Source organism: Klebsiella sp. RC2, assembly GCF_014192815.1.
Lineage (GTDB): Bacteria > Pseudomonadota > Gammaproteobacteria > Enterobacterales > Enterobacteriaceae > Klebsiella > Klebsiella variicola.
Genome location: NZ_JACHYL010000003.1, coordinates 153,537 through 174,538 on the forward strand (window position 1 = coordinate 153,537; position 21,002 = coordinate 174,538).

Genomic DNA, 21,002 nt, shown 5'->3' on the forward strand with positions numbered 1-21,002 from the left:
ATATGCGCGACATATTCCCCGTGGTGGTCGATGGCCTGTGGCGTCAGGGCGCGAAAAATCTGGCCGTTCGTCTGGTGAGCGCCGAGGGGCAACCGCTGCCGGCGTGGACACCCGGCGCCCATATCGATCTCCATCTTCCCTGCGGGCTGATCCGCCAGTACTCCCTGACCGGCAGCCCGGCCGAACGGGATCACTATCTGCTCTGCATCGCCCGCGAGGCGCAGTCCCGCGGTGGCTCAGGCTATGTCCACGACACCCTGCGCCCGGGACAACCGCTGATGATCTCTGCCCCGCGCAACCACTTTCCGCTGCACGAGGGCGGCCATGTGGTGCTTCTCGCCGCCGGGATCGGCATTACGCCACTGCTGGCGATGGCCCACGCCCGGGCGGCGTCCGGCGCCAGCGTTACGCTGCACTATTACGTTAGCCGTGCGCAGGAGGCCGCCTTCGCCACCGAGATCGCCCGCCAGCTAACCGGTGGAATCTGCCAGATCCACTGCTCAGACGAGGGGCAGAGTCCGCGCCAGCGGCTGGCGCAGGATCTGGGGGCTCCGGACGCCGACACCCGGGTCTACTTCTGCGGTCCGCCCGGATTTATGGCCCGGGTTCGCGATACCGCGCGGGCGGCCGGATGGGAGGAGGCGCAATTGCACAGCGAAGCGTTCCAGCCGCCCGCCCCGACGGCAGCGTCGGCGGCGGACGGAACCTTCACCATCACCCTCGCCTCCACCGGGGAACGCTGGCCGGTCCCGGGGAACAAAACCATCGCCCAGGTGCTACAGGAGCATGGCGTCGCGGTGCCGCTCTCCTGCGAGATGGGGATCTGCGGCGCCTGCCTGACGCCGGTGCGGGAGGGAACCGTCGACCACCGGGATACCGTGCAGTCGGAGGCGGAAAAACAGGCCGCAGAGCAGCATATTGCGCTGTGCTGCTCCCGCAGCCTGTCGGCCAATTTAGTTATCGATCTCGCGGGATAAGCGGCCCGTCTCCGGCTGGTCAGCGCTGGCGACCGGTTTCACCCGCACGGCGGCGAAAACAATCACCATCGCGCTCAACAGCAGCAGACCGCTGCCGGTGAAGACGCCGCTGGCGCCGTGCAAATCAAACACCGCCCCGCCGCCGGCGGCCCCGGCGCTGATGGCCAGCTGAATAGAGGCGACCAGCAGACCGCCCGCGCTTTCTGCTTCATCCGGCACGGTGGTGGCAAGCCAGGTGGACCAGGCCACCGGCACCAGACCGAAGGCAAATCCCCACAGGGCGACCAGCAGCCCGTCCAGCATGGTCAGATGGCCAAACGTCACCATCAGCAGCGCCAGAACGCTCATCATCAACGGCACCAGCGCCAGGGTCAGGCGCAGGCTACGGCTCAGCAGATAGCTCGCCACCGAGGTGCCGATAAAGTTAGCGATACCGAAGCCGAGCAATATCAGCGAGACCCCTTCGACACTGGCCTGCGCAACGGTCTCAAGGAACGGCCGCAGGTAGGTAAAGAAGGCGAAATGGCCGCTAAAAATCAGGATTGTCGCCAGCATGCCGCCCAGCATACCGGGACGGCGCAGCACCCTGAACAGCGTGGAGAAGGTCCCGACGCTCTCCGGACGCATGGAGGGCAGCACCCACAGTTGCCAGAGCAGCGCCAGCAGGCTGGGTATCGCACAGAGAATAAATACGTTGCGCCAGCCGATCAGCTCGCCAAGATAGCTGCCGAGCGGCGCGGCTACCACCGTAGCGACAGACACCGCGGAAAAGATGATCGCCAGCGCCTTCGGCACATGGGCCGCCGGCACCAGACGCATCGCCGTGGCAGTGGACATCGCCCAGAAGCCGCCGATGGCGACCCCCAGCAGCAGACGGCCCAGCAGGAGAAACGCCAGCGAATCGGCAAAAGCGACCATCAGGCTGGAGACTATCTGCAGCACGGAAAAGAACATCAGCACCCAGCGGCGATCGATATTGCGGGTGGCGGTGGCGATCAGCAGGCCGGTGACTAACGCCACCAGCGCCGTCGCGGTGACCGCCTGTCCGGCCATCCCTTCACTGACCCCGAGGCTGCTGGCCATCGGCGTTAACAGGCTGGCGGGCAGAAACTCGGCCACGATCAGGCCGAACACCCCGAGGGCCAGGGCATAGACGGCGCGCCAGGCAGGTTTGGCGGGTGACAGGCTCGCGTCAGCAGCTATGCAGGAACTCATATACATCTCTCCAGTTTTATTAACATCCTGGTCATCTTAGGGACTTACCTTTGGACGATATATGATGCATACTCTTCAGTTATTGATTATTCGTCCGGAATTACCATGAGCCAGCCTGGCATCGACCTGACCAGCGAACTGTTGCGCGGGATGCGCCTCTCCGGCGTTAACTACCGGCGCATCGAAACCGCACGCCCGTTCGGCGTCGGCTTTAGCGCCGTGGCGGGTAAAGCCCAGTTCCATTTCATCAGCCGCGGGCCGGTACTGCTGCGCATGGCCAGCGGAGAACAGTTCACCCTCGAGAGCGGCGATGCACTGTTTATTCCCAACGGCGACGGGCACGCCCTGCTTTCTGATCCGCAGGCCACGGTGGTCAATGTGGCCCAGCTGCCCAGCGAAACGGTGTGCAGCACGGTAAGCTGTATCAACGCCGGCGGCCGCCCGGACTGCCCGGAGCGCGCCGTCATTTTCAGCGGTTGTATGGATTTTGAGCTCGGCGGCATGCAGCCGCTGGTGAAGGCCATGCCCGAGGTGATGCGGGTCAGCAGCCTGCTAAACACCTGGCCGGAGATCCAGCCGCTGTTGGTAGCGATGGAGCGGGAATCCCTCACCCGCCAGGTAGGCTATGCCGGGATCCTCGCCCGGCTGGCGGACGTGGTGGCCGCGCTGATTGTCCGCGGCTGGGTAGAGTGCGGATGTGGCAACGCCACCGGTTGGGTACAGGTCCTGCGCGATCCCCGGCTGGCAAAAGCGATCTATGCCATGCATCAGCGCCCGGGGGTCAACTGGAAAGTGGAAGATCTGGCGCGGGAGGCGGGGCTTTCACGCTCGCTGTTCGCGGAACGTTTTCTCGCCGCGACAGACACCACCCCCGCCCGCTATCTGACCGAGCTGCGTATGCGGCTGGCGGTGCAGTACATCACCCACGAAGGCCAGGCGCTGGAAACGGTCGCCTTCAGCCTCGGGTATCAATCGCTGGCGGCCTTCAGCCGGGCCTTCAAACGCATCACCGGCCAGCCGCCGGGGGCCCTGCGCGCCACAGCACGCTAGATTCAGCTTTTATGTAAAGCGATACACGCCGTTGCCGACGCGAAAGCGCTGCCCCTTAAGCGCCGGGTTGGCGACGCGAAACACCAGTTCGGTCAGCTGGTTAGCGGGTCCTTCGCGGAAAGTAAACCACTGGCCGCCCACGTCCAGTCCCTGCTCCCCCTGTGGCGGGAAGCCCAGCAGCGCCTGCCAGCGATCGCGTACCGCCTGCGGATTGACCACCTCGAACACCGCCTGCTCAAGCGCAATGTCGCCCAGCGGGTGCGGCACGTCCAGTTCCTGAGCGCGCAGCCGCGCCAGCCGGGTGGTATCGTCTTCTCCCCACTGCAGCACAAATGGATAGACCAGCCCGTCAGTGTCGCCATCGATGGTGAAGATCCGCCAGCGGATGATATTGCCCTGCGGATCGTTGCGCTGACCATCGACAATCGGTGATACCGCCAACCCCTTGCGACGCAACTGGTCATGAGTGGCCTCGATGTCGTCGCTGCGCAGCGCCACCCGAAACAGCGCTTCGTTCTCCGGCAGCAACCGCTCGGCATCCCGCGAAAGCAGGAACCTGTCCGTCGCGGCGCGCAGTTCGTCCGGGTCGGAAATGGCGAGGAATTCGATATAGGTCAGGCCAAAATAGCTCAGCGCATTGCGGGTTCCCCACCCCGGATGTCGCCCTCCGGCCACCGCCCGCAGCTGCTGGTCGGCAAAGGTCTGAATGGCCGCTTCCGGCTGATTCACAAACTGTACTGCGTGGTCCCACTGCAAGGTTGCCATGATCTCTCCCGCGATTGTGCCTGTTCAGGCGCCTGCGGCAAAAGATAGTGCTGGGGTGAAGGGAATGGCAAACAAGAATTAAATATATCGAAAGCTGGATAAGTGATTTATATCAACGCGGTATGTTGAGTCTAACCGGTGATGAAACGGCGGGCTAAGAACCGCCCGCCGGAGGGATCAGACCGACCCTTCTTTCTCGATCACCAGAATACGCGCCGCCCCCTGCGGATGGGCGACATGCTCGCATCCCACTTCGGCGTAGAAGATATCGCCGGCGTTCAGCATGATGACTTGCTCCTCGCCGTCGACTTTCACATGCATCGCCACCTGACCATCCATCACGGCAAACACCTCCTGACCATCGTTGATGTGCCAGATATAGGGTTGGTCGGTCCAGTGCAGACGCACGGTGGTCCCGGAAAAATTGGCGATATCCAGCGCGCCCCACGGGCGGTCGGCGATGAAATCTTTGCTGCTCCAGCTCTGCATGATGGTGTCCTGTGGTAAGGGTTATTTTTTCTGCCAGTTTGCCCAGGGATCCGCTTTCTCCACCGGCGCGTCATCATCAAGGGAGGCGAGATACATGGCCTCAACCTCTTTGCGCGCCCACGGCGTCCGGCGGAGAAATTTGAGGCTGGACTTAATGCTGGGATCGCTTTTAAAGCAGTTAATGTTGACCTGGCGGGCCATTTCCGCCCAGCCATAGCGCGCCACCAGGGCATTGAGCAGCGCTTCCAGCGTCACGCCGTGCAGGGGATCTTTCGAGCTGTGCATTACGATACGTCCGTTCCGCATTAAAAAAGTGCGCCTACCTTACTGGCTCTGACCGACGGGCGCAACCGGCTTCATTACGCGCTTTGCGCCTATATCTATTTAACGCAAAAGCACTGAACCCCGCGCGGTCATAAATTAGAAAATAACGTTATTGGTTGCTTATTTGGCCTTGAGGCAAGCTGTGTTCAGCCCCGGACAGAGGAAATCACCATGCGCTGCTGTTGTGCCCGAACCCTGAACCTGAATCAACCCATAACTTATTACCCCGTTTTCGGAGAACACAATGAACGCGACCACCCTGCCGATTCTCGACCTGGCCCGCTACGCGGACCCCGCGGATAAAGCGGCCTTCCTGGCCGACCTGCGTCACGCCGCCCGCGACATCGGCTTCTTCTATTTGATCAACCACGGTGTGGACGACGCGCTTCAGTATGAAGTTCAGCGCCAGTCCCAACGCTTTTTTGCCCTCGATGAAGCGCAAAAACAGCAGGTAGCGATGATCCACTCCCCCCATTTTCGCGGCTATAACCGCGCGGCCTCAGAGCTGACGCGCGGCCAGCCTGACTGGCGAGAGCAGTTTGATATCGGCGCCGAACGCCCGGCGCTGACCCTCAGCGACGATGCCCCGCGCTGGCAGCGCCTGCAGGGTCCGAATCTGTGGCCTGCCGCCCTGCCGTCGCTTAAACCGGTGTTACTTCACTGGCAACAGCAGATGACCCAGGTGGGCATCCGCCTGCTGCGCGCTTTTGCCGAAGCCCTGCAGCTCCCGGAGAATGCCTTTGACCGGCTCTACGGCGAGAAACCCAACGAGCATATCAAACTGATCCGCTATCCCGGCCAGCAGGAGACCCAAAGCAGCCAGGGCGTCGGCGCCCATAAAGATTCCGGTTTCCTCAGCTTCCTGCTGCAGGACGAACAGAAAGGACTGCAGGTAGAGGTCGCGCCTGGACAATGGATCGACGCCGTGCCGCTGGCCGGCAGCTTTGTGGTCAATATTGGCGAACTGCTGGAGCTGGCGACCAACGGGTATTTGCGCGCCACCGTCCATCGCGTGGTGTCGCCGCCGGCGCAGCAGCAGCGCCTCTCCATCGCTTTCTTCCTCGGCGCCCAGCTTGACGCGGTGGTGCCGGTTTACACCCTGCCGCCCGAACTGGCGCGTGAAGCGCGAGGTCCGGACAGCGACCCGCACAATCCGCTGCTACGCGATGTCGGCTGGAATTATCTCAAGGGCCGTCTGCGTTCCCATCCGGACGTGGCGGAACGCTACTATCAGGACGTGTTTCGCGAACGCGCCGAGCAATTGATCGTTTAACCATAACTAATAAAGGAACACACCATGAAATATGCCGCTTTTAAACTGGCAGGGGTCGCACTGTCTCTTTCTCTGGCATGGACGTCTGCCCAGGCTGCCGCGCTGCGCGTCGCCGCGGACCCGGTTCCCCACGCGGAGATCCTCAACTACATCAAAAAAATCGATCCCAGCCTCGATCTGAAGGTGGTGGAGCTGACCAGCGGGGTCAACGCCAATGAACTGCTGGCCAGTGGCGATGTGGATGCCAACTACTTCCAGCATGTTCCCTATCTGAAGGATCAGGAAAAAGCGCTGGGTAAAACCTTTGCCGTCGCGGCCACCGTGCATATTGAGCCGCTGGGAATTTACTCGCATAAGCATAAAGATTTCTCATCACTGCCGGAAAACGCCACCGTGGCGGTGCCGAATAACACCACCAACCTGAGCCGGGCGCTGTTCCTGCTGCAGGCGCAGAAGCTTATTAAGCTGGATCCCAAATTTACCGACCCGGCCACCACCCTGGCGACGCCGAAGGATATTGTCGAGAACCCGAAACACCTGAAGATTCTGGAGATTGAATCACCGCAGATCCCGCGTTCCCTCGACGATGTCGACCTGGCGGTGATTAACGGTAACTACGCGCTGGAAGCCGGCCTGGTGCCAGCGAAAGATGCCCTGGGGCTGGAAAGCGCCGAGCATAATCCGTACGCCAATATTCTGGTGACCACCCCAGCCCTGGCGAATGACCCGCGCATTAAGGCGCTGGCGAAAGATCTGACGTCACCGCAGGTGGCGGAGTTTATCCGTAAAACCTACAACGGCTCGGTGATCCCGGTGGCCCCTCAGTCATGATAACCATCGAAGGGCTGAGCAAAACCTACGCCGGAACCGGCCGACCGGCGCTGAACGATATCGCGTTGCAGATACCGAAAGGGGCAATATACGGCATTCTCGGGCGCAGTGGCGCCGGCAAAAGTACGCTCATCCGCTGTCTCAATTTACTGGAGCGGCCCACCTCGGGCCGCATTCTGGTGAACGGACAGGATATTACCCAGTTGAACAAGGCGGCGCTGCGGGATTATCGCCTGCGCACCGGGATGATTTTCCAGCACTTCAATCTGCTGCATGCCCGCACCGTCGCTGACAACATCGCGGTGCCGCTGGAGATTGCCGGAGTGCCGAGGGCCGCTCGCGAGGCCAGGGTGCGCGAACTGCTGGAGCTGGTGGATCTCAGCGAAAAGGCCGCCGCCTTCCCGTCGCAGCTTTCCGGTGGGCAAAAACAGCGCGTCGGCATCGCCCGGGCGCTGGCCGCCCGGCCGGAAGTGTTGCTGTGCGATGAGGCGACCAGTGCGCTGGATCCCGAGACCACCGCCTCGGTGCTGGCCCTGCTGGCGGATATTAACCAGCGCCTCAATCTGACCATCGTGTTGATTACGCACCAGCTGGAGGTGGTGAAAACCATTTGTGACCACGCGGCGCTGCTGGAACAGGGCGAGATTGTCGAGAGCGGTAAACTCGCCGACCTGCTGGTGACTCCATGGTCGCGGCTGCGCCAGTCGCTGCTGCACGACCCGCAGGCTGAACAAGATTTTCTTACCCGTCACGGCGTTCAGGGGAGGCCATTATGCGGAGTAGCATGAGCTGGGAAGATTTGTGGCCGTTATTACTCGACGGCACGCTGGATACGCTTTATATGGTGGGCCTGGCGGCCCTGTTTACCGTGCTGATCGGGCTGCCCACCGGCGTGCTGTTATTTATTTCCCGCGCCAACGGGCTGGCGCCGATGCCGAAACTGAACGCGCTGTTAGGCGCGGTGATCAACATCGGCAGGTCGCTGCCGTTTATCGTGCTGCTGATCGCCCTGATCCCCTTTACCCGCCTGATCGTCGGCACCACGCTGGGCAGCACCGCCGCCATCGTGCCGGTGACCATCGGCGCCTTTCCGTTCTTTGCCCGTCTGACGGAAAACGCGCTCGACGAGGTGGACTACGGGAGAATCGAAGCCATTCTGTCGATGGGCGGTAACGTCTGGCACGTGATTTTTAAATCCCTGCTGCCGGAAGCCCTGCCAACGCTGCTGGCCGGGATCACGCTGACCATCGTGATGCTGATTGGTTTCTCCTCCATGGCCGGTGTGATCGGCGGCGGTGGACTCGGCGACCTCGCCATCCGCTACGGCTATCAGCGGTTTAATAATGAAGTCATGTTTGGCACGGTGCTGATCCTGGTGGCGATGGTCCAGGGCGTGCAAATGGCCGGCGATCGGCTGGTGCGCAGCCTGGCCCACCGTCGCTAACCGTCAGACATTAGTTCCAGCCGCACTCTGCCGCCAGCTGACGAACCAGACTGGCGGCGTCACACTCGCGGATCAACCCCACACCCTGCCCGGCCCAGTGGGCGCCATACTCATGAACGCCCTGGGCTTTCGCGGCGGCGGCCAGCGCTTTGCCGATATCATACGCCAGCGGATAATCCGGCACGGCGCTCGCCGGACAGGCTTCCCCCAGCGCACAGAAGGCATTCGCCAGACAGCGTGCCGGACGCCCGGATATCGCGGAGGTCAGCACCGTACGTCCGTCAATGCTGTTGTTGATCGCCGCGCGATAACCGGCGTCGGCGGCCGATTCCGGACACAGTAAAAACGCCGTACCGAGCTGAACGCCCTGCGCCCCCAACTGCATTACGCTGGTGATCCCCGCCCCGTCCATGATGCCCCCGGCGGCTACCACCGGGATGGTTAGCCGACGCCGCAGAAGTTGCACCAGGGTGAAGGTGCTCAGTTGGGCATCAGGCTCCTGCGGAGCAAAGATCCCCCGGTGCCCGCCCGCCTCATAGCCCTGAGCGACCACTACGTCGATCCCCTGCTGTTCAATCAGCAGCGCCTCCTGGAGCGAGGTTGCCGTCGCCAGGGTGACAATCCGCTGCTGTCGCAGACGCTGGATCGTCTCACGTTCAGGAAGACCAAAATGAAAACTCACCACCGCCGGCGACAGGTCGAGAAGCAGCTCCAGCATCGGCGCATGACCGATAAATGTCTGGTAGATCTCGCTTAACGAATCCGGTGGCGTACTGCCATAGCGGGCAAAATGGGGTCGTAAAGTTGTTGCCCAGTCGGCTTCCCGCCGGGCGTCGCGCCGGGGCGGCGCATGGCAGAACAGATTGACATTGAACGGACGGTCCGTCAGCTGGCGGGTGGCGACTATCATCGCTTCCGCCTGGGCAACGGTTGAAGCACCCAGCCCCAGCGAGCCCAGCGCGCCGGCATGACTTACCGCGGCAGCCAGCGCGGGGGTGGAGACGCCCGCCATCGGGGCCTGAATCAGGGGATAATCAATATCAATAAGCGAAAGCAGCGGGTTGCTCATGGTTTCCTCATGCATTAGCGGTGCCGGAGGCTTACCATCTCCTTTAAAGATGGTAAGATCAACATCATTATCGTATTGAGAAGAAAAATATGAACCACAGCACACTAGAGATCTTCATTCAGGTGGCAGAAACGCAGAGCGTCACCCAGGCAGCAAAACGGCTGGGCCGCGCACAGTCCAATATCACGACCCGCATTCAGCAGCTGGAAGAGGAGCTTGCCGTTGAGCTCTTCGTTCGCGGCAACAAAAAAATGGTGTTGTCCCCGGCAGGCGTACAGTTTCTCAGCTATGCCCGGCGGATCCTGAGCCTGGCGGAAGAGGCAAAGCAGGCTCTGCATCCGACAACCCCAGGCGGCAGTCTGCGTCTGGGCGCGATGGAGGCGACCGCCGCCAGCCGGCTGCCGCCGCTGCTAACCCGCTTTCAACAACGGTGCCCGCAGGTGGATATCACCCTCCTCACCCAACCGACCCGCCAGTTAACCGAGGGAGTGTTAACCGCCGCCCTCGATGCCGCGCTGGTCTGCCTGCCGCCTGGGGCCGATGGTCAACCGGCCTGTCCCGCCGAGCTGGCATGCACCCCGGTGTTTTATGAAACGCTGATGCTGGTCCGTCCGCAGACCCCGGGCCCGCTGCGGTTCGCGGCATTCGCCAGCGGCTGCAGCTACCGCGCGCTGGGCGAACGCTGGCTGGCGGAGCAGCAGGCGGCCGTCGAGGTGCATGAGGTCAACTCCTATCACAGCATGCTCGCCTGCGTGGCTTCCGGACGCTACGCCTGCCTGCTGCCGCAGAGCGTGCTGTCGCAGATGACGCTTCCCGAAAACTGCCTTAGCGAACCGCTGTGCGAGGCGACCACCCAGCTTATCTGGCGCAGCGGCTTGAACGCCCCCGCTCTGAGCGAGTGGCGCAAGCTGCTGCAAAGCGTGGCGATTGGCTAAGCCCGGCGTTCGGTAAAGACCAGCCCTGCGGCAATCAGCAGCGCCAGCGCCGCAGCATAGAGCGCCGGGTTAAATGAAGCCGCGATCTGATACAGCGCGCCGGCGATAAGCGGCCCGGCAATCTGTCCCACGCCGTACAGTGCAGTCATCGCGGCAATCATATTGAAGCTCACCTGATGGCTGAGACTTTTCGCCTTCGGTAGCGCAATGGTGACGGTGCCCATAAAGGTAAAGCCCACCAATAGCGCGCTTAGCACGCAAAACAGCAGTGAAGCGCTGCAGGCTGGAAGGATCACGCCAAGCGCCTGGACGATCAGGTTGCGGGTCAGCGCCTGCCGGTACCCCCACTTTAGCACCAGCTTATGCCAGATAAGGCAGGACGGCGCGGCCGCCAGACCAAACAGCGCCCACAGATGGACCGGGTCAACGCTCTGCAGCGAACCAGACAGAAACAACGGCAGATAAGTGGCGGTGATGATATAGCCGAAGCCCGCCAGGCCGTAAACCATCAATAGTCGCCACGCCGCGCGACGCGTATCGCTCCCGGTCTCAGGCAAGGAGGTCTCAACATGGGAAACCCTCACCAGTGCAGCCGGCGGAGTCAGCAGCCAACGGATCGCCAGCGCCAGCAGCAGACCGGCGCATAATGCGCAGAGCAGCCAGATCTGCTGGCTGGTGAGGCTCAGGGCATGTCCAAGGGCGATCCCCTCCGCAGAGATAAATATCCCCAGCCCCACCCCGGCATACAGCAACGGCGCCCCGTGATGATGGCCCATATGTTCCAGCAGCCACAGCGAACCGGCAATCAGCGTTATCGCGCTCAGCGCGCCGGCGACGGCGCGCAGCGCAATAATGGTCCACGGCGAGCTCACCCAGGCCAGCAGCGCCAGGCTGGCGATGGTCAACCCGGCGGAGATAATGCTCAGTCGGCTGGCGGCCCCAGGCTGTACCCGCGCCAGCAGCAACGCGCCGACCAGATAACCAGCGTAATTGGCCGACGCGGCGAGATTGCCCTGGTGCAGGGTCAACAGACCTTCATTAAGCATCAGCGGCAGCACGCCGGTGAAGGCAAAGCGCCCGTAGCCCATGCCGATCATCAGTACTATCGACCCAGCCAGTGCCAGCCATATGGCCTGGCGCGATCTGTTATTCATCCACCACCTCACAATGATTCTCACATTAAGAACAATAGTATTTTATAATTCTTTTTTTATTATGATTAAGAGAGAATGTCGGCGCAAGGCGGACGTTAATCCGCTATGGTATTGACAGAGAGAAAATGGCGCCCGGGCACGTCTTAACACACGCCGGGCCGATTTACCGGTACAGTATCAACTTGAGCTTTTGCTTACGGGAGCCATTATGTTGTTCAGCCATATGCGTATTGCCAGACCGGTCAGTGAACTGGACGCCACCGCCAGCATGTATTGCGCCGGGCTGGGGCTTCAACAACTCGGCAGCTTTACCGATCATGAAGGATTCAGCGGGATTATGCTCGGCGCGCCCGACGCGGGCTGGCATCTGGAATTCACCCACTGTCGCCACCATCCCGTCACTCCCTCGCCAGGAGATGAAGATTTGCTGGTGCTGTATTACCCACAGCAGGCGGAATGGCAAGCACAGTGCGCCGCCATGGACGCCGCCGGGTTTCTGCGGGTCACGGCGTTTAACCCTTACTGGGAGGTCAATGGCGTCACTTTCGTCGACCGCGACGGCTATCGCACCGTGTTGCAAAACCGCGCCTGGGGAGAAGTACGAAGCGCTTCCCATCAAGAGGAGAATCAATAACCTCCCCTATATGCCCTGCGCCGCGTCCGGCGCGGGCGCTATGGCTCTTCCGCCCGCAGCCACGGCGTCACCGTGAGCCCGGCCAGCAGCCCTTCCGGACTGAGCAATCGGGTGACCGTCTGTCCCCACGGTTCGTCGCGCGCCGCGACGAGCAGGCGGTATCCTTGCTGCTGCAGCCGCGCCGTCGCCGCAGCCAGGTCGCGGACCTCAAACTCAATCCATGCCTGCGGCACCGGCTCCGTCTCCGGCCACTGGTCCTGACCAAAACAGGACTGCGCCGCCTGCGCCAGCGGCCACAGCGCGAAATGTTTCACCCCGCCGATGGCATCCTGCTCGCTGAGGAGATACGCCTCGTTACCCGTCATCGGCTTTAGCGGCAAACCCAACGCCTGACAATAGAAGTCACGGCTTTGCGACGTGCTGCGGGTGATGGGACCGAAGCCCGCAATGAACAAAACGTCAATATCAGCGAAATCGTGGGACATGTTCTCTCCTGAACGCGGCGGTAAGATAACGCCATCATGCCCGTACGCAGGCGCCAGCGGCAAACCCGATTAATGGCGGGCGCATTCACAACATCATCGACGGTACAGACCGTTGCGCCCCTTCGGACAGACGGCGACTTCATCGGTGACAGATAAAACGCCCTCGCGACTCGCCAGCGTCCTCGCGGCGCGCTATGCTAAACATCCCTTGTATTAATCACTTATCCCTATGAGCACTTCCGTCAGCACCACGCAACTCAATTTGCGCATCATTTCGATCGTTGTCTTCACCTGTATCTGCTATCTCTCCATCGGCCTGCCGCTGGCCGTACTGCCGGGATACATTCACTATCAGCTGGGCTACAGCACCTTTGTCGCCGGGATTGTGATCAGCCTGCAATACATCTCAACGCTGATCAGTCGACCGCACGCCGGGCGCTATACCGATATCTGGGGCCCGAAAAAAGTGGTCAGTCTCGGGATCATCTGCTGTCTGCTGAGCGGAGCATTCACCCTGCTGGCGGTGCTTTTGCAGGCGACGCCGATGCTGGCCATCGCCGCGCTGCTGGCGGGCCGGGTGTTTCTTGGTGTCGGCGAGAGCTTTACCGCGACCGGCGCCACGCTCTGGGGGATCAAAACCGTCGGCGCGATCCATACCTCGCGGGTGATCTCCTGGAATGGCGTGGCGACCTATATCGCCATGGCAATCGGGGCGCCGCTGGGGGTCACCCTTAACCACTATTTCGGCATTAGCGGATTTGCCACGGTGGTGGTGGTGGTGGCCGCCATCGGCCTGCTGTTCGCCCGCACCCGCCAGGATGTCAGCGTGACTGCCGGTGTCAGAGCGCCCTTTCACGCAGTGGTACGAAAAATTTGGCCTTATGGCCTGGGGCTGGCCTTTGGTACCGTTGGCTTCGGCGTTATCGCCACCTTCATCACCCTCTATTTTGCGGCGCACAGCTGGCAGGGCGCGGCGTTTACCCTCTCCCTGTTCAGCGTCGGCTTTATCTGCGTCCGCCTGGTGCTGGGAAATACCATTACCCGCTATGGCGGGGTCCCGGTCTCGCTGGTCTGCTTTGTGATCGAGTGTCTCGGCCTGCTGCTGATCTGGCTGGCGCCGTCAGCCTGGGTGGCCGGCGTCGGCGCCTTTCTCACCGGCTCGGGTTTTTCCCTGGTCTTCCCGGCGCTAGGGGTCGAGGCAGTCAAACAGGTGGAAGAGCAAAACCAGGGGACCGCCCTCGGCACCTACTCGGCGTTTCTTGACCTGGCGCTGGGACTCACCGGGCCGCTGGCCGGATGGGTCGCCGGCTTCTACGACCTCGCCACGCTATATCTGTTGGCGGCGATTGTCGTGGTGTTCGCTTTCCTGCTCATTTTACGCGTCCAGCGACAACAGCGAGCCGTCTCAGGAACGTAGTCAGCCCTGGCCCGCGGATCGCCGCGGGCAAAAAACGAATCGGCAATTGACGACGATTCGGCTTCCATGCCAACATCCTCCTCAGCGTCTGACAACAGATGCAAGGACGGTAGCGGAGAACAACAGAGATCGCACAACGATCCAGCCCGGCGCCGTAGTCCAATCCGAATCACTGACCCACACGGTGAATTCCTGATTCTGGCGGGAAACACAGACATGCACCAAAGTTTTAATCAGCGCGTTCATTTCTATTACTGCGTCCTGGTCGCGCTGAAGATGCACGGAAAGTCGAAAAAATCGGGCGGTATCAGAGGAAAGAATAACTTTCTGCTGAAATGGCTGCGCCGGGCGCAGGATAACAACATCTTCCCGCCCGATATCACCAGCGAAATTGAATGGCTGCGAGGTAAAATCATTCAGGCCGGTTACGACACCGATCTCGAACCGATGCTGGATTTTGTTTACGCCACCGCCAGCCGCGCTGAAGCGCTCAAGAACGCCGAATAAGTCACTGCGCCCGCAACGGGCGCAGTGACTGTCCATCCCACCGCCTCCCTGAGCGTACCGACCAGACGCGAAAACCCCACTGATGTTTATTCTTTTAGTGACACTGTCACGAAGTGGGTTACCGCTGGTAACATTCGGCGGCTGACAGTCGGCCTGTGGCGTTCTATGCTTTGCCCAGTCTTCCCTCACACTGGACCGCGCTATGGCTGACTGGAACCCTTCTTTGTATCTGCAATTTGACGCTGAACGTACCCGCCCCGCGGCCGACCTGCTCTCGCGTATTGCCCATCTGCAGGTTGAGCACGTTGTCGACCTTGGCTGCGGGCCGGGAAACAGCACCCGCCTGCTGCGCGCCGCCTGGCCGCTGGCGGCAATCACCGGTATCGATAACTCCCCGGCCATGCTGGCTCAGGCGGCACAGGCCTTACCCGACTGTGAGTTCATCGACGCCGATATTGCCCGCTGGCGGCCTGCGCAACCGGTAGACGTGATCTATGCGAACGCCTCTCTGCAGTGGCTGGCGGATCATGAGATGCTGTTTCCACATCTGGTGGCGCAGCTGGCAGTCAACGGGACGCTGGCCGTGCAAATGCCGGATAACTGGCAGGAACCTTCGCATACTCTGATGCGCCAGGTCGCCGACGAGCAGGGATTACCGGACCGCGGGCGCCAGCCCTTACTCCCGCCGGACGCCTGGTATGACATGCTAACCCGTCAGGGTTGTGAAGTTGATATCTGGCGCACCACCTATTTTCATCCCCTCGCTTCCCATCAGGCGATAAGCGACTGGTTGCAGGGGACCGGATTGCGTCCCTATCTGGCCGGCCTGGACGAGCAGTCCAGAAACGCATTTCTGACACGCTATGTCGAACTACTGGCCGAACACTATCCGTTACAGTGTAACGGAAAGGTGCTCCTGCGATTCCCCAGGTTGTTTATCGTGGCGCGAAAAATCGACGTCTAACCGGAATGAGCGCTTAAGCGTGGCAATGAATAAGGAGAACAGGGTGAAAAATCATCCTGTTTATCAGGACGAAATATCCTGAACATTGCGATATTCAACCTTTTTCCCGGCATGCGACAGTGATTGCCATCTCAACACCCAATAACGGGAGTCACTGTGGAAAATAGCGCTGTTAATCGCAACACCCTGGCCGCCATTGCGCCAAAACTGGCCGAACTGACCGAAACGGTACTGTTTGGTGATATCTGGGCACGCCGCGATCTGTCGCCCCGCGAACGGAGCCTGATCACCCTTTCAGCCCTGACGGCGCTGGGTAAAACCCAGCAGCTGCCGTGGCATATCGCTCTCGGCTATCAAAATGGCCTGAGCCAGGCCGAAATCGTCGAGCTGTTCACCCATCTGGCGTTCTATGCCGGCTGGCCGGCGGCGGCCAGCGCCCTGACCTGTCTGAATGAGCAGGAGACACCATGCCCCTGACCCGCATATCGCTTGGCACGGCCTGGCGTCCCACGGAGTTTGCTCAATTGTCGGCGCTCTTTCATGAGTGTCTGGTGGCAGAGTTCGACGTGCCGTCAGCAGATAAATTTCAGTTTATCGAGCAGGCCGCCGACGAGCAGCGCATTTACGACCCGAACTACCTCAGCGACGGACGCAGCGCCCGCTTCGTGCTGTTTCATATTTTCGCCGGTAAACCGCGCAGCCGGGCGCAGAAACAGAGGCTTTATCGTCGGCTCTGTGCGCGGTTAGCCGATGAGATGGCGGTCAGCCCGCAGGACGTGATGGTGGTTATCCAGTTTAATCAGCAGGAGGACTGGAGTTTTAGCGCAGGGAGGATGGCTATTGAATAACGCCGGCGGCGCCGCATGAGGCGCCGCGTTTCAGCACTATATTATTTGCTACCAGGCGAGATGATGCACCAGTGAGAGATCCCAGGCCGTAGCCAATAGTGAAAGAAACATAATCAGATTGACCACTGTGTCGAGACGTTTTTCCATCGTTGCTTCTCCTGAGCCGGTTTCCCCTGTTATAGCGGGAAAAGCTTAACAACCTCTTACCGCTTCAGGACCCAAGCGTGATCCTGTAGCGCACATAATCGTCAGCCGGGGTAAACTCATCATACAGATGACGGGCGGGATTATCACGGCGCGTATGCCAGTACAACCGTGACCAGCCTTTGTCTGCCCCTTCGGTTTGCAGCGACTTAATGATTGTTCTGGCAATGCCTTGTCCACGGAAGGCAGGATCGACAAACAGATCCTCCAGATAGCAGATTGGCGTGGTGACCCAGGTTCCCTCGTGAAGAATGCAGATGGCGAACCCCACCACCGTATCATCGACCACAGCCACCCTGCCCAGCACCGGGGAGTTCATGTCCAGCATTCGCTGCCAGGTGCATTCGGTCACCTCTTCCGGCTGCGGGCTGCCGTAGAAGCGGGTATAGCCTTCCCAGAGATTAAGCCATTCGGCTTTGTCGTGCGGCCGTATTTCCCGGATATCGATGACCATGCGAGTTTCCTTACAGATGAATGAATTAGCCTGCGAACATTGGCAGGGAAAATGGGTTCGAACCATTATTTTCCTGTGCAGTCACATGTTCAAGCGGCATAGCGGCAATTCTCTCCTTGCAGGGGGCGATTTGGCACTAAAAGGCTTTTTTGCAGCGGAGTGACCGACCGGCTTGATAGCTGTGATAAAAAAGCATGTTGTAACTAATTAAGGGGCTTTAAAACCCGGCCGCAGCCGGGTCAATGACGTCCGCTATCAGCACAAGGGCTGTACAGCATCGCGCATACCGCGAGACAAGATAGCATCGAGGTCGGCAGTCACCTGCTCAACCAGCCCCGGGATCTGGCTCAAGTCCTGTTCCCAATGAGCCTCTACGCTGAGTACCGCAGTCACCAGCTCGCGGGTGCTCATCTGGCGATCCCGATGCCGGGCCCACAGCGTCTGGTATCGCGCCAACCATTCGGCGTCATCCTGTACCGGATAGCTTTCACCCTCCCGCTCTCCCCGGTAAAAGGCGATCAGCGCTGCCAGGGCAAAAGTCAGCCGCGGCGGCAGTTGCCCACTCTTTTGCTGCCCTGCCAGCAGTTGCGGCAGAATGCGAGTGCGGTATTTGGTCATGCCGTTGAGCGCAATCGAGAGCAGCTGATGTTTAATATACGGGTTACGGAAGCGCCCGGTCACGGCGCTGGCAAATGACTCAAGCTCATCGCGCGGCAGATCCAGCACCGGAATAATCTCGTCATAAATCGCTTTTTCGACAAACGCGCAAATCTCCGCATCGTTCATCGCCTCACCCACGGTGTCGATCCCGGCCAGGAAGGCCACCGGCACCAGCGCGGTATGCGCCCCGTTGAGGATCGCCACTTTGCGCTCTTTATACGGCTTGATATCGTCCACAATGCGCACATTCAGCGGTAGTTTATCGAGACGCAGCTCGGCCGCCAGCGAGGCAGGCCCCTGGATCACAAACAGGTAGAAATGCTCGGCGGTATCAAGGAAGGCATCTTTATAGCCAGTCTGTGCCTCAAGGGCCGCCACTTCATCACGCGGATAGCCGGTTACGATGCGATCCACCAGCGTTGAACAGAAGGTATTCGCCGAGGTCAGCCAGCGGATAAAGGCCTGCGGCAGCTGCCACTCAGCAGCATAGCGCAGCACCAGCGCCTGCAGCGCCTCGCCGTTATAATCGATCAGTTCGCAGGGAATAATCACCCATCCCTTGTCGGCCGCACCGGCGAAATGCTGGTAGCGTTCAAACAGCAGGCGCGTCAGTTTCGCCGGATAACTGACCGGCGGCGCGTCGTCAAAACGATCCCCGGCATGATAGCTGATGCCCGCCTCAGTGGTATTGGAGAAGACAAACCGCATCTCCGGGTTATGCGCCAGACGTAAAAAAGCGTCGAAGTCAGCGTAAGCGCTGATCTCCCGGTTGACCGAGCGGATCAGGCGCGCGTCGCTCACCGCCTCACCCTGCTCGTTCAGACCGCGAATAATGGTGGTGTAAAGGCCGTCCTGGGTGCTCAGTGAAGGCGGGAAATCCGTCGCAATAGGACGGACGACCACGATGCCCGCATTCAGGTCGGTATGCTCGTTGAGGAGATCTATCTGCCAGTCAACGAATGCGCGCAGGAAATTGCCTTCACCAAACTGGATGATACGGTCAGGGTACTGCGCGCCGGGGAAATCACGACGGTTTAATGTTTTCACAATGGGTTCCCTCTAATAGTAGTCATACAACCTGAGTAATTGGTCCAATAAGTTATCAGGTTTTTCTACCAGTGAAACCCCGTTTTGATCAAAGCATTCTGCAATAGCGACCGTCAGGGCAAAAACTTATAGAACAGTGAGGTGGCGGTCATCTCTCCGTCAGGCATCAGCGCATAGCGCGGGATTTCCCCCACTTTTTCCCAGCCACAGCGGACATAGAACTGCTCCGCCCCGCTACCGGCTGCCGTGTCCAGCACCAACACCGTCTTCCCTTCCTGTCGGGCAACATGCTCTAGCTCGCTCATCAGCGCGTTGGCAATCCCCTGGCGACGGGCATTTTGGTGAACCAAAAGTTTGGCGACATCCGCACGATGGGGCTGGTTTTCCGGTTGGCGGGTAATAAGTTGCACGGTACCGACGGGCCTTTCATCCGCGTCGAGGGCCGCCAGCACGATGCGCTCGCCGGCCGCCACGCTGTCGGCGGTATGTTGCCAGAAAGTGGTGGCCGTGTGCGCGCTAAAGGGCAGCATAAAACTTACCGAGGCGCCGCCGTTGACGCAGCTTGCCAGGATATCGCTTAATGCCGGGAGGTGATGCAGAATATCGTCACGCGACAGCGTGCGCAGTGAAAAGGATGTGGTCATGGAAGCTCCCTGTAATTGACCACATCACTATGTTTTTAACCAAAAATTAACACAAGCGGATTCCGTATAGGATTTTCTTATGGTGCGCTTTCGGTTAGCGCTGGCATACAGATGCGATTGCGACCGGTCTGTTTGGCTTTGACCATCTCCTCGTCTGCCGCCATCAGCAATTGGTTAAACAGCTCCGTGATGCGAGCGTGCCCCACCTCGCGCGTCTCCAGCCCCATGCTGATGGTCAGGTGAATTGGATTCTGCCCCAGGCCGAAGGGTTGCGACTCCACCCCGTGGCGGATTTTTTCCGCCAGTAAATAGCCCTGCTGGGTACTGTCGACGACCGCCGCCACCGCAAACTCTTCACCGCCAATGCGGGCAACCATCCCCTGCTCGTCCACCAACTGCCGAACCTGCTGGGCAAACTGGGTCAATACGCAATCGCCGCCTTCATGGCCCAGAGCATCATTCACCCGTTTGAAGCCATCGATATCCAGCACCATCACCGTCAGCAGCTTATCGGCGGGCAACGCCTGACGCTTCAGCGCCTCGCTCAGTCCGGAACGGGAATACACCCGGGTCTGAAAATCAAAATCGGCACGCAGGGCCAGCTGTTTCACCAGCGTGTTAATCGCTTCGACACTGGAAGCGACAATCACCGGGCTAATCAGCATAGCGGCAATGCCGAGGCGGGTGGAGAACAGCTGCCACGGCTGCATTCGCGCATCCGGCGAAAAGTGAATTAACGAGTTGGCGACCAGCAATATCTCGCTGATGCCGGTGAGAAAGGTTAACAGGCAGGTCAGCGGCAGCGGATAACGAACGGCGCACCAGATCAGGGCCGGCAACGGGAAGGTAATGCTGCCGGCGCCGCCCACCGCCACGCCGAGGGCTATCGACAGCACCAGCGCCAGCGCGGGCAGCAGTTGGCGAAAACGAAAACCGCTTAATGCCGAAGGCAACGTCAGGGTCAGAATAAACGGCAGGATCAGCACCGCTGTCGAGAACTGTTCGCTAAACCAGTCTGCCAGTTGGGGAATAAAGGTGGCGCGTTCAACATCCACCGACCCCAGGGCGCCGACGGCGGCGCACAATAAGGCGGCAAACAGGCAAAAACAGAATAAATTAAGCGCATTAATCGGGCCGGGCATGGAGTCGGCGCGTCGCTTATCCCACAGCACCAGCTGCGCCAGCACCACAATAAAGACAATATTGGAGAAATTAATCAGCAATGAGGCAAAGCCCATGCCCCAGCGCGAAGTGAGTCCGTCATAAACCAGCATTGCCGCAAAACAGACGGCATAAAAATAGCTGCGATTAAGCCAGACATAGCGCGCAAAGATCCCGGCCATCACGGCATTGAGCGGCCAGAAGAATGAGAGCTCCTGCACCAGGCGCAGCATAGCCCCCAGAAAATGCAGTAGTAGCGTTAACGTGAATAATACCAGTGCGTCGCGCACGGGCTGCTCTTCACGAAACAGCGTAAATGACCGAATCGACAGTGAAGACATTCAGTAATTATCCGTCTAATTGTTTCAGGCAATTATTATGTTAATAATTAGTTAGCGGATTATCATAACATGAGAATATTTATCAGGCATACTCCGGCGCCGATCAAATG

General features: G+C 60.0%; 24 protein-coding genes. 13 read left to right on the top strand and 11 right to left on the bottom strand.

The window, feature by feature from the left end; all coding sequences use genetic code 11:
• Nucleotides 1-2: 2 nt before the first annotated feature.
• Nucleotides 3-977: a molybdenum cofactor-independent xanthine hydroxylase subunit HpxE gene (gene hpxE / locus FHW76_RS10310; protein ID WP_183476631.1), complete on the top strand. Its 975-nt coding sequence runs from the start codon at nucleotides 3-5 to the stop codon at nucleotides 975-977.
• Here hpxE and FHW76_RS10315 read toward each other — a convergent pair.
• Entirely contained in the window at nucleotides 954-2,192 is a 1,239-nt protein-coding gene (locus tag FHW76_RS10315) for an MFS transporter (protein WP_022066161.1), read from the bottom strand. The genes hpxE and FHW76_RS10315 overlap by 24 nt on opposite strands.
• Nucleotides 2,193-2,297: 105 nt before the next feature.
• On the opposite strand from FHW76_RS10315, the gene FHW76_RS10320 reads away from it, so the two are divergent.
• Nucleotides 2,298-3,242, top strand: coding sequence for an AraC family transcriptional regulator (locus FHW76_RS10320; RefSeq protein WP_008804928.1), 945 nt, complete (start codon nucleotides 2,298-2,300; stop codon nucleotides 3,240-3,242).
• A 9-nt stretch (nucleotides 3,243-3,251) separates the two neighbouring features.
• Here FHW76_RS10320 and FHW76_RS10325 read toward each other — a convergent pair whose 3' ends face one another.
• The 3 genes from FHW76_RS10325 to FHW76_RS10335 form a co-directional block, all read right to left on the bottom strand.
• Nucleotides 3,252-4,007 (bottom strand): VOC family protein, encoded by a 756-nt coding sequence (locus FHW76_RS10325; protein ID WP_023297599.1) that lies wholly within the window; start codon nucleotides 4,005-4,007, stop codon nucleotides 3,252-3,254.
• A 177-nt stretch (nucleotides 4,008-4,184) separates the two neighbouring features.
• Nucleotides 4,185-4,496, bottom strand: coding sequence for a cupin domain-containing protein (locus FHW76_RS10330; protein WP_049155226.1), 312 nt, complete (start codon nucleotides 4,494-4,496; stop codon nucleotides 4,185-4,187).
• A gap of 21 nt (nucleotides 4,497-4,517) precedes the next feature.
• A complete protein-coding gene (locus tag FHW76_RS10335) occupies nucleotides 4,518-4,781 on the bottom strand; it encodes a VF530 family DNA-binding protein (RefSeq protein WP_002904643.1) in 264 nt (87 codons plus the stop codon).
• A 283-nt stretch (nucleotides 4,782-5,064) separates the two neighbouring features.
• Here FHW76_RS10335 and FHW76_RS10340 point away from each other — a divergent pair, with 283 nt between their 5' ends.
• Genes FHW76_RS10340 through FHW76_RS10355 form a run of 4 tightly spaced genes read left to right on the top strand, consistent with a single transcriptional unit; the run spans nucleotide 5,065 to nucleotide 8,368 of the window.
• Entirely contained in the window at nucleotides 5,065-6,093 is a 1,029-nt protein-coding gene (locus tag FHW76_RS10340) for an isopenicillin N synthase family oxygenase (protein ID WP_008804931.1), read from the top strand.
• Between the two features lie 24 nt (nucleotides 6,094-6,117).
• Nucleotides 6,118-6,924, top strand: a complete 807-nt coding sequence (locus FHW76_RS10345; protein WP_002904638.1) for a MetQ/NlpA family ABC transporter substrate-binding protein — start codon at nucleotides 6,118-6,120, stop codon at nucleotides 6,922-6,924.
• Nucleotides 6,921-7,712, top strand: a complete 792-nt coding sequence (locus FHW76_RS10350) for a methionine ABC transporter ATP-binding protein (RefSeq protein ID WP_008804932.1) — start codon at nucleotides 6,921-6,923, stop codon at nucleotides 7,710-7,712. Before FHW76_RS10345 ends, FHW76_RS10350 begins: the two co-directional genes overlap by 4 nt.
• Nucleotides 7,709-8,368 (top strand): methionine ABC transporter permease, encoded by a 660-nt coding sequence (locus tag FHW76_RS10355; RefSeq protein ID WP_004217626.1) that lies wholly within the window; start codon nucleotides 7,709-7,711, stop codon nucleotides 8,366-8,368. The genes FHW76_RS10350 and FHW76_RS10355 overlap by 4 nt, the downstream gene beginning before the upstream one ends.
• A 10-nt stretch (nucleotides 8,369-8,378) precedes the next feature.
• Here the strand turns inward: FHW76_RS10355 and FHW76_RS10360 are convergent, their stop codons facing one another.
• A complete protein-coding gene (locus FHW76_RS10360; protein ID WP_012968253.1) occupies nucleotides 8,379-9,437 on the bottom strand; it encodes a nitronate monooxygenase family protein in 1,059 nt (352 codons plus the stop codon).
• An 89-nt stretch (nucleotides 9,438-9,526) separates the two neighbouring features.
• On the opposite strand from FHW76_RS10360, the gene FHW76_RS10365 reads away from it, so the two are divergent.
• Nucleotides 9,527-10,372, top strand: a complete 846-nt coding sequence (locus FHW76_RS10365; RefSeq protein ID WP_183476633.1) for a LysR substrate-binding domain-containing protein — start codon at nucleotides 9,527-9,529, stop codon at nucleotides 10,370-10,372.
• On the opposite strand, the gene FHW76_RS10370 is transcribed toward FHW76_RS10365, so the two are convergent.
• On the bottom strand, nucleotides 10,369-11,526 hold the full coding sequence (locus tag FHW76_RS10370) for a YbfB/YjiJ family MFS transporter (protein WP_183476635.1): 1,158 nt from the start codon (nucleotides 11,524-11,526) through the stop codon (nucleotides 10,369-10,371). The genes FHW76_RS10365 and FHW76_RS10370 overlap by 4 nt on opposite strands.
• 208 nt (nucleotides 11,527-11,734) lie before the next feature.
• Here FHW76_RS10370 and FHW76_RS10375 point away from each other — a divergent pair, with 208 nt between their 5' ends.
• Nucleotides 11,735-12,160, top strand: a complete 426-nt coding sequence (locus tag FHW76_RS10375; RefSeq protein WP_044613000.1) for a VOC family protein — start codon at nucleotides 11,735-11,737, stop codon at nucleotides 12,158-12,160.
• 38 nt (nucleotides 12,161-12,198) lie between these two features.
• Here the strand turns inward: FHW76_RS10375 and FHW76_RS10380 are convergent, their stop codons facing one another.
• Complete coding sequence (locus tag FHW76_RS10380; protein ID WP_183476637.1) at nucleotides 12,199-12,645, bottom strand: VOC family protein; 447 nt, start codon at nucleotides 12,643-12,645, stop codon at nucleotides 12,199-12,201.
• A 229-nt stretch (nucleotides 12,646-12,874) separates the two neighbouring features.
• On the opposite strand from FHW76_RS10380, the gene FHW76_RS10385 reads away from it, so the two are divergent.
• From FHW76_RS10385 to FHW76_RS10405, 5 genes are all read left to right on the top strand, one after another.
• On the top strand, nucleotides 12,875-14,062 hold the full coding sequence (locus FHW76_RS10385) for an MFS transporter (RefSeq protein ID WP_064170217.1): 1,188 nt from the start codon (nucleotides 12,875-12,877) through the stop codon (nucleotides 14,060-14,062).
• A 216-nt stretch (nucleotides 14,063-14,278) separates the two neighbouring features.
• Nucleotides 14,279-14,569 carry a hypothetical protein gene (locus FHW76_RS10390; protein ID WP_008804940.1) on the top strand — a complete coding sequence of 97 codons (291 nt, stop codon included), beginning with the start codon at nucleotides 14,279-14,281 and terminating at the stop codon, nucleotides 14,567-14,569.
• Nucleotides 14,570-14,771: 202 nt separating this feature from the next.
• On the top strand, nucleotides 14,772-15,533 hold the full coding sequence (tam, locus tag FHW76_RS10395) for a trans-aconitate 2-methyltransferase (protein ID WP_023322595.1): 762 nt from the start codon (nucleotides 14,772-14,774) through the stop codon (nucleotides 15,531-15,533).
• Nucleotides 15,534-15,689: 156 nt separating this feature from the next.
• Nucleotides 15,690-16,010, top strand: a complete 321-nt coding sequence (locus FHW76_RS10400) for a carboxymuconolactone decarboxylase family protein (protein ID WP_008804942.1) — start codon at nucleotides 15,690-15,692, stop codon at nucleotides 16,008-16,010.
• Nucleotides 16,001-16,381, top strand: a complete 381-nt coding sequence (locus FHW76_RS10405; protein WP_008804943.1) for a tautomerase family protein — start codon at nucleotides 16,001-16,003, stop codon at nucleotides 16,379-16,381. Before FHW76_RS10400 ends, FHW76_RS10405 begins: the two co-directional genes overlap by 10 nt.
• A gap of 211 nt (nucleotides 16,382-16,592) precedes the next feature.
• Here FHW76_RS10405 and FHW76_RS10410 read toward each other — a convergent pair whose 3' ends face one another.
• The 4 genes from FHW76_RS10410 to FHW76_RS10425 all read right to left on the bottom strand — a co-directional run bounded on the left by FHW76_RS10410 (nucleotide 16,593) and on the right by FHW76_RS10425 (nucleotide 20,892).
• The gene (locus FHW76_RS10410) at nucleotides 16,593-17,039 is read right to left on the bottom strand and encodes a GNAT family N-acetyltransferase (protein ID WP_012968261.1); all 447 of its coding nucleotides are present in this window, start codon (nucleotides 17,037-17,039) and stop codon (nucleotides 16,593-16,595) included.
• Nucleotides 17,040-17,294: 255 nt separating this feature from the next.
• Nucleotides 17,295-18,746 carry a tagaturonate reductase gene (locus FHW76_RS10415; RefSeq protein WP_023297591.1) on the bottom strand — a complete coding sequence of 484 codons (1,452 nt, stop codon included), beginning with the start codon at nucleotides 18,744-18,746 and terminating at the stop codon, nucleotides 17,295-17,297.
• A 113-nt stretch (nucleotides 18,747-18,859) separates the two neighbouring features.
• Nucleotides 18,860-19,390: a GNAT family N-acetyltransferase gene (locus FHW76_RS10420; protein ID WP_008804946.1), complete on the bottom strand. Its 531-nt coding sequence runs from the start codon at nucleotides 19,388-19,390 to the stop codon at nucleotides 18,860-18,862.
• A gap of 77 nt (nucleotides 19,391-19,467) precedes the next feature.
• Nucleotides 19,468-20,892 (bottom strand): GGDEF domain-containing protein, encoded by a 1,425-nt coding sequence (locus FHW76_RS10425; protein WP_008804947.1) that lies wholly within the window; start codon nucleotides 20,890-20,892, stop codon nucleotides 19,468-19,470.
• Nucleotides 20,893-21,002: the final 110 nt, after the last annotated feature.